The organism is Flavobacterium sp. 9AF (assembly GCF_902506265.1).
Lineage (GTDB): Bacteria > Bacteroidota > Bacteroidia > Flavobacteriales > Flavobacteriaceae > Flavobacterium.
Window position 1 is genome coordinate 2,020,689 of the sequence record NZ_LR733556.1, and the last position, 8,032, is coordinate 2,028,720.

Annotated in this window: 6 protein-coding genes; 4 read left to right on the forward strand and 2 right to left on the reverse strand. The window is 31.9% G+C overall.

Going from position 1 to position 8,032, the window contains the following annotated elements; genetic code table 11:
• Nucleotides 1–11: 11 nt before the first annotated feature.
• Nucleotides 12–2,795, reverse strand: a complete 2,784-nt coding sequence (locus HALO113_RS09190; protein ID WP_159778744.1) for a TonB-dependent receptor — start codon at nt 2,793–2,795, stop codon at nt 12–14.
• A 139-nt stretch (nt 2,796–2,934) separates the two neighbouring features.
• Between HALO113_RS09190 and HALO113_RS09195 the strand changes: the two genes are divergently transcribed.
• The 3 genes from HALO113_RS09195 (at nt 2,935) to HALO113_RS09205 (ending at nt 6,415) form a co-directional block, all read left to right on the forward strand.
• Nucleotides 2,935–4,041, forward strand: a complete 1,107-nt coding sequence (locus HALO113_RS09195) for an endonuclease/exonuclease/phosphatase family protein (protein ID WP_159778745.1) — start codon at nt 2,935–2,937, stop codon at nt 4,039–4,041.
• Between the two features lie 79 nt (nt 4,042–4,120).
• Complete coding sequence (locus HALO113_RS09200; RefSeq protein WP_159778746.1) at nt 4,121–4,660, forward strand: 3-hydroxyanthranilate 3,4-dioxygenase; 540 nt, start codon at nt 4,121–4,123, stop codon at nt 4,658–4,660.
• Between the two features lie 201 nt (nt 4,661–4,861).
• On the forward strand, nt 4,862–6,415 hold the full coding sequence (locus HALO113_RS09205; protein WP_159778747.1) for an aldehyde dehydrogenase family protein: 1,554 nt from the start codon (nt 4,862–4,864) through the stop codon (nt 6,413–6,415).
• A 58-nt stretch (nt 6,416–6,473) separates the two neighbouring features.
• Here the strand turns inward: HALO113_RS09205 and HALO113_RS09210 are convergent, their stop codons facing one another.
• Nucleotides 6,474–7,244, reverse strand: a complete 771-nt coding sequence (locus tag HALO113_RS09210) for a DUF5995 family protein (RefSeq protein ID WP_159778748.1) — start codon at nt 7,242–7,244, stop codon at nt 6,474–6,476.
• Between the two features lie 90 nt (nt 7,245–7,334).
• Here HALO113_RS09210 and HALO113_RS09215 point away from each other — a divergent pair.
• Nucleotides 7,335–8,032: isoprenylcysteine carboxylmethyltransferase family protein (locus tag HALO113_RS09215; protein ID WP_159779588.1), on the forward strand; the 698-nt coding region annotated here is incomplete at its 3' end.

Here is an 8,032-nt window from a genome sequence, read left to right on the forward strand (position 1 = left end):
AAGCATTTTTTTTAAAAGTTAATATAGAAATTAACAAAGTACGTTCTTCCATAACCATAAAAATATTTAGTCCCAAAAGAAGGTGTTCCATTTGCTTGATCAGCAACTAAATCTGGATACGTAGCTTTTCTAGATTGTTCAAAGCCACCTGTTTTATAAATTTCATCTAAAACATTGTTAATAGAAACAAAGAAACCAAATGTATTTCTGTTTTTAGAACTAATTCTCCACGACTTACCTCCTACTAAATTTAATAACATAAAATCATCAAACTTTTCTTGTTTTAAAACTCTTCTTACATTAGGTTCAGTGGCACCTGGATAACTATATCCTTGTGTGTTATTTGGATCAGAATCGATTATAAAATTATCTGTTCTCAAAATACTAGACACATCTACATAACCACCTGTTAAATAATTAATGTTAGCACCAATCCACCAAAAATTAGGATCTCTATATTCTAACCCAAAAGAGTATGCTTGTTCTGGTAATCCGGCTTGACGATAATTTTTTAGATATACAGTACCAAAATTTCTAACAGGATTATGTCCTTCTGCTGCTCTACCATCATCATTAGTTATTAATTTGGCATTATCAGAATAAATATATTGTCCATAAGATGCAGAAGCTGTCGCTGTAATAGTAGTGTTAATTTTATATTCTAATCCCAACTCCGCTCCAAATGCTTGTTTATCTAATCCAGTAACAATTTCACTTACAAATGAGTCTTCATCTCCATCAGAATCACCAATATTTTCAGCATAGTAGAAAGAAATCTCTGAACTATTTGATACTTTATTGTAAAATCCTGTTAATCGTCCTTTTAACTTTGGTGTTCTTATGATGTAACTAGCATCTGCTGCAACAATATTCTCGTCTGCTAAATCTGGTGTCAAATTATTGTTTAAACGCGCATTTGAAAAAACATTTCTCATTATTGGCGCTTTTGTCATATATAAACCATTAAAATCTAATAAATGACGACCGTTAATTTTATAGGTTAAACCTCCTTTAAAACCAAAATTTTCATAAGTAGTTGTATTACTTTTACCATATGAATTATTAGCATAAATTCCATTTCTGTATAAACCTTCTCTTTGATATTCTGTTCTAGAGAAAGATTGTGCTAAATAAAAATCAAATTTATTGTAATTAAATTTAAATTGTGTAAAACCATCAAAAACAGTAGCAAATAAATTATAATTATAACCGTAAGCTTCATTTTCTCCCACTTGTCTATTTGGGTTGTTTAAGTCAGACTGACTATTGTTACCTGTATAAAACGGATCGATATCGGCAAAATAAGTTCCTCCCATTAAATCCAATAAGTTTTGGAAGTTATGCGATTTTAATCTCTTAAAATTAATTCCAGCATTCATTGAAATGTGATCCGATAAACTAGTATTCAAAATAGAGTTTGCGCTCCATTGACTATCGTCTGTTCTGTCTTCATAAAGAACATATATACTTCTTCCTGGGAATCCAGAATTTTGATTTGCTATATACATTGCATTCCAATTGATTTGAGAATTTGCAATGAAATCATTTCTAAAACCTTCAATTTCAACATCAGTATAAGTTCCTAAATTACTAAAATAACTAGGCAATTTTTTGTAATAAGTAGGATCAGGATTATTTCCATTTTGATAATCTAATCTTGTATTACCAATTTTACCAGTTTGATAAGCAACATTTGTATTTAATGTCGTATTCTCGTTTATTTTCCAATAGTGAGATAACATATTGATTGGTTCAGCAATATCTTTGTCTCTTGAATTTCTTTTATGACCATCTTGCCAACCCCAATAAGAATTGTATTTAACACCCATTAAATCTGTTACTTCTTGGGTATTTGGAGAAGATTTGCCTCTACTATTTTCAGCATAAATCGATGTAAAATTAATACTATGATTATCATTAAATTTCTTCTCAACACTTGCAAATAAAGAATTAGCACTATAATCCGTACCATCAAAATAACCTTCTTGAGCCCATCTTCTTGATCCCGAAACCACAAATGCCCATCCTTTTTCATTTAAGCCTGAAGCATGTGTTCCCATGGCTCTCCAGCTATAATTAGTATTTGTTCCAGACATAGTAACTCTACTTCCAGGTCGGTAATGAGATGCTCTAGTATCTATTTCCTGAGTTCCTAGTATTCCTCCAAATGTATATTCAGATGGCGCAGAACCCATTGTAAATTCTTGATTACGAGTTGCATCATTCAATCCACCCCAATTACTCCATTGTGGTCTTCCATCATATAATTTATTCATAGAAATTCCGTTAATCATAGTTGTACCATATTGATTATCTAAACCTCTAATTCTAAAACGTGCTTGACCCCAGTTAAAAGCCGCAGCTTGCTGGTAGGTATCTCTTGATGATTGTAATAATCCTGAAGTACTTTCTGAACCAGTGTTGTCATCACCTAAATCATTTTCTGTAATAGTAACTAAGCTCAATTGTAATTCACTCGTTATGTCTTCTTCTAATACAATAGTTCCTAAATCAACATTTTGCCCAGAAGTAACTTCTAAAACAAAAGTTTGTGTCCTATATCCAGTAGAAGTAACCACAAGAACGGGTTCTCCATCTGGAATGGATTTAAAAGTGAAAATACCTTCTGCATCTGTTACTACAGATTGGTTGGTACTTTGTATAGTTGCAACAACATTTTGTAGTGGTTTTTGTGATTTAGAATCAACAACTTTACCTTTTAAAGTACTGGTTTGTTGAGCAAAAACAAAAACGGCTTGTAGCACTAATAATGTACTTAATACAAGTTTTTTCATAAAAAGAATAAAATTTAATTATAATTTAAACTTTAAGCGGTTTAAACTTAACAGCCTGCAAATGTATAACTTTTAATAATATTATTTACCTTTGGCACCGATTTTGTAATAAAATTGATAATTATATAACATACATTTCATGAAAATTAAACAATTTTTAATCGCTTTTTTTGTGTTTTTCACAATAAATATGCTTTTTTCACAAGATAAAAAATTTAAAATTCATACAATAGCATTTTATAATTTTGAAAATCTTTTTGATACGATTAATGATCCTATTACCTATGATGAGGAATATTTGCCAAACAAAGGTTGGACTTCTAAAAATTACAAGAAAAAACTTGACAATCTAAGTCGTGTTATTATTGAAATTGGTACAGATGAAAATCCTTCAAACTCTCCAGTGGTAATTGGGGCATGCGAAATTGAAAATAGACGTGTTTTGGAAGATTTAGTAAAACATCCAAAACTTGTAAATAAAGGGTATAAAATTGTCCATTTTGACTCTCCCGACAAAAGAGGTATAGATGTAGCTTTATTATATCAGGAAAAATATTTTACTCCTGTGAGCTATACCAATATACCCCTTTACATCTATAAAGATGGCAAAAACAATGGCAAAAAAGATGAAAAGGAAAAAGAAGAAGAAACAGATGACGCTTTACAAATAGAAGAATCCACTCAAAGAATTTATACGCGTGACCAACTTTTAGTAACAGGTTATTTAGAAGGTGAAGAAATCAGTTTTATTGTGAATCATTGGCCATCGCGTTCTGGTGGTGAGAAAAAAAGTAGCCCAAATAGAGAAGCTGCTGGTGCTTTAAATAGAAAAATTATAGATTCTTTATATAAAATTAATCCTAAAGCTAAAATTATTACCATGGGTGATTTAAATGATGATCCAACTAATAAAAGTGTTAAAAAAGGGGTTGGTGCAGTAGGTACTAAAGAAGAATTAAAACCTTTAGGTATATATAATCCTATGGAGAAAATGTATAAACAAGGTATAGGAACTTTAGGGTATCGTGATGCATGGAATATTTTTGACCAAATGATGTTATCAGAACCACTAGTAAAAGGTGATTATTCAACATGGACTTATTGGAAAGCCAATGTGTTTAAAAAACCATATCTTATAGAAAATGAAGGAAGATGGAAAGGCTACCCTAAAAGAAATTCTAATGGCGTTCCTGGGTTTAGTGATCATTTACCGGTTTATACATATCTGATAAAGCAAATCAATTAGAAAAGTTTAATATATAGAAGGTTAGTTGAAAAGCTAACCTTTATCTTTTTTGTATCTTTACCTAAATAAAACATTCCAAATGAGCATACAAAAACCTTTCAATTTAAACCAATGGATTGAAGAAAATAGAGCATTACTAAAACCTCCCGTAGGCAATAAAAATTTATATGTCGATTCAGGTGATTATATTGTAATGATTGTAGCTGGGCCTAATGCACGAAAAGATTATCATTATAATGAGACTGAAGAATTATTCTATCAATTAGAAGGTGAAATAACCGTTTATGTGCAAGACGAAGGTCAAAAAAAGGCCATGACTTTAAAAGCGGGTGACATGTATTTACATCCTGCTAAAGTGCCACATTCCCCTAATCGATCAGCAGGTTCAATTGGTTTAGTAATCGAAAGAAAACGCAATCATTTACCTGTAAAAGATGGATTACTTTGGTTTTGCGACAATTGCAACCACAAACTTCATGAAGTTTATTTTGAATTAAACAATATTGAAGTAGATTTTTTAAAACACTTCAATCATTTTTATAATTCTGAATCCTTACGCACCTGTTCAAAATGTGGTACTGTTATGGAAACCGATCCTCGTTTTGTAACGGAAGAGTAAAAGCTAATTCCTGCTATTCAGTTTAGTTTTCTCGGCTAAATTTTGGTTTTTAAACCTTAAAATGAGCTTCTTTGGTCGCTTTTTTAAGGTAAAAAACCGAAAAGATAGCCTTCAAAAAGCTATCCTTTCTATCAGGGCTAAAAATTCAAATCAATTTCATACATTTGTAAAAATTTAACAAAAACACGTAAAAAAGTTACAATGTCAACAATAGCACAACAGTTTGGAATGCAAGAAGCATTGGAAATATTAGGCGTTAAAGCGACTAATTTAGGAACTTCTACAGGAAGCGAATGGTTTTCAAATGGAACTATCATTGAGAGTTATTCACCTGTAGACGGACAATTAATTGGAAAAGTACAAACTACTACAAAAGAAGATTACGAACGTGTCATGCAAAAAGCATCTGAAGCTTTCAAAACTTTCAGAGCGATGCCAGCACCTCAACGAGGAGAAATTGTTCGTCAATTTGGAAATAAATTAAGAGAATTAAAAGAACCACTTGGAAAATTGGTGTCTTATGAAATGGGTAAATCTTTACAAGAAGGTTATGGAGAAGTTCAAGAAATGATCGATATCTGTGACTTTGCAGTAGGTTTATCACGCCAATTAAACGGACAAGTAATTCCATCGGAAAGACCAGGTCACGTCATGCGTGAACAATGGCATCCTATTGGAATTGTAGGTATTATTTCAGCATTCAACTTTCCAGTAGCTGTTTGGTCTTGGAACACGGCTTTAGCATGGATTTGTGGTGATGTCTGTGTTTGGAAAGCTTCTGAAAAGGCACCTTTATGTTCTATCGCTTGTCAAAATATTATCGCAGGAATCTTAAAAGAAAATAATTTACCGGAAGGTATTTCATGTATTATCAACGGAGATTATACTGTGGGTGAAATGATGACAGCAGACACACGTATTCCTTTAGTTTCTGCTACCGGTTCTACTAGAATGGGAAGAATTGTAGGAGCAAAAGTAGCAGAACGTTTTGGTAAATCCTTATTAGAATTAGGTGGAAACAACGCTATAATTATTACTCCAACTGCCGATTTAAAAGTAGTGGTGCCTGGAGCTGTTTTTGGAGCTGTTGGTACTTGTGGACAACGTTGTACCTCAACCAGACGTTTAATTATTCATGAATCGGTTTACGATACAGTTCGTGATGCCATTGTAGGAGCTTACAAACAAATTAAAATTGGTAACCCATTAGATGAAAAAAATCATGTGGGTCCATTAATTGATAAAGATGCCGTTAACACCTATTTAGCAGCGATTGAAAAAGCGAAATCAGAAGGTGGAAAAGTATTAGTTGAAGGCGGTGTGCTTTCTGGTAACGGTTATGAAAGTGGTTGTTATGTAAAACCGGCTATCATTGAAGCAGAAAATCATTTTGAAATTGTACAACACGAAACCTTTGCACCGGTTTTATACTTAATGAAATACAGTGGCGAAATAGAAAATGCCATCGATTTACAAAATGGTGTGGCACAAGGCTTGTCTTCGTCCATCATGACCAATAGTATGAAAGAAGCCGAAAAATTCTTGTCATTTGCAGGTTCAGACTGTGGAATTGCGAATGTGAACATTGGTACTTCAGGAGCTGAGATTGGTGGTGCTTTTGGTGGAGAAAAAGAAACGGGTGGTGGAAGAGAGTCAGGTTCAGATGCTTGGAAAGTATACATGAGAAGACAAACCAATACCGTAAATTATTCCGATCAATTACCATTAGCTCAAGGAATTAAATTCGATTTATAATTCAACATATAAATTACAATGAGAAAACCCCAGTAACTATTTACTGGGGTTATTAATTTTATATCACACTCCTTAATTTATCAATTTTACTTTTGATAGATCCTACTTCAAACAATCGCAACAATTTAAAAATTAAAGAAGGAATAAAACCCGCATTGGTAATTAAATCTGCTATTTTAGTAACTTTTTGATCCCTAATTAAAATTTGTTCTTGTAATTGAGAGGTATCTAATGGTGCAAGTTGAACTGCAAATTTCCAAGCGCCATTTCTCGCTTCCTGCATACTAAAATCAATTAAAAAAGTATCAACATTTCTTGTCTTTTTTAAAATCCATTTCATAAAAGGCCATACATCAGAAAGTGCAGTTTCTACATTCCCTACCAAGGATGATAAAATATGATTTATCATATTAAAATCGGCTTCTAAATCGTGTATTTCGTCACCTGGTGCCACTTGTGCTGCTGCAATACTTAAATCTAAATTAATATGAGCGTTCATACCTAATAACAAATGTTGCAGTAATACAATCCAAAAATCGGTTGCATATTCAAATGCTACTTGCCAAGAAGTGGAAGGTTTCAATCCCCATTTGTACTCATAATAAGCAGCTATGTAACGGTTTGCAAAGATAACATCGAGTTTTTCCATTCTCGGTCCATTTTGAAACATTCCATTAGCAATCCCTTCTTTTACCTTTTCAGTTACTTTACAATACAAAACAGCAAAGTAACCCATCGTACTTTTTTTAATTAAAGCATCATCAATAATTTCATTTAAAATCAAAATGACCTCATCAATTGTATTCGCTTGTGGTATTTGTTGTGACATGTTGTTTATTTTTAGGCAAAATACTGCTTTTTATCCAATCGTTCAATATCAAAATATATTTTTATATTTGGGCCAATTATTAATATTATTATGGCATTACAAGAAGAATTTGCAAAGCAAGGAATTTGGTTATTTAGATATAGAGGTGTTTTGCCTGTAATTATTTTAATAATAGGAGGATTACTTTTTTTACAAACAGAACTACATCCTGAAACATTTGCTTTAAAGAAAACGGTTTATGAAATTTATTATGAAATGTTTTGTTTAGTAGTAAGTTTATTAGGATTATTCATTCGAATTTTAGTGATTGGGTTTGTACCCAAAAACACTTCTGGAAGAACAGTTGAAAAGCAAGTAGCTGATAGTTTAAACACAACAGGAATGTATTCTTTAGTTAGACATCCATTATACTTAGGGAATTATTTTATGTGGTTAGGGTTAGCCATGCTGCCTGGTAATTTCTGGTTTTTAGTTGCCTTTACATTTATGTATTGGGTTTACTATGAAAGGATTATGTTTTCAGAAGAAAAATTTTTGCGTGGTAAATTTGGTGAAACTTATCTCACATGGTCAGAAAAAGTTCCTGCATTTGTTCCTGATTTTAAAAATTATAAAAAGCCAAATCTCACTTTTAGTTGGAAAAAAGTAATTCGTAAAGAAATTACTGGAATTTTTCTATTATTTCTATTCTTTTTCTTTTTTGATTATTTAGGTGTTTTAACTAAAAACGAAACCAAACTTAACCCTTTTTTATTATATAGTTTAATTACTTTGACAATAGCTATAGT

Coding starts and splice junctions, on each gene's coding strand:
- HALO113_RS09190 (WP_159778744.1), bottom strand. CDS start 2,795: ATGAAAAAACTTGTATTAAGTACATTATTAGTGCTACAAGCCGTTTTT.
- HALO113_RS09195 (WP_159778745.1), top strand. CDS start 2,935: ATGAAAATTAAACAATTTTTAATCGCTTTTTTTGTGTTTTTCACAATA.
- HALO113_RS09200 (WP_159778746.1), top strand. CDS start 4,121: ATGAGCATACAAAAACCTTTCAATTTAAACCAATGGATTGAAGAAAAT.
- HALO113_RS09205 (WP_159778747.1), top strand. CDS start 4,862: ATGTCAACAATAGCACAACAGTTTGGAATGCAAGAAGCATTGGAAATA.
- HALO113_RS09210 (WP_159778748.1), bottom strand. CDS start 7,244: ATGTCACAACAAATACCACAAGCGAATACAATTGATGAGGTCATTTTG.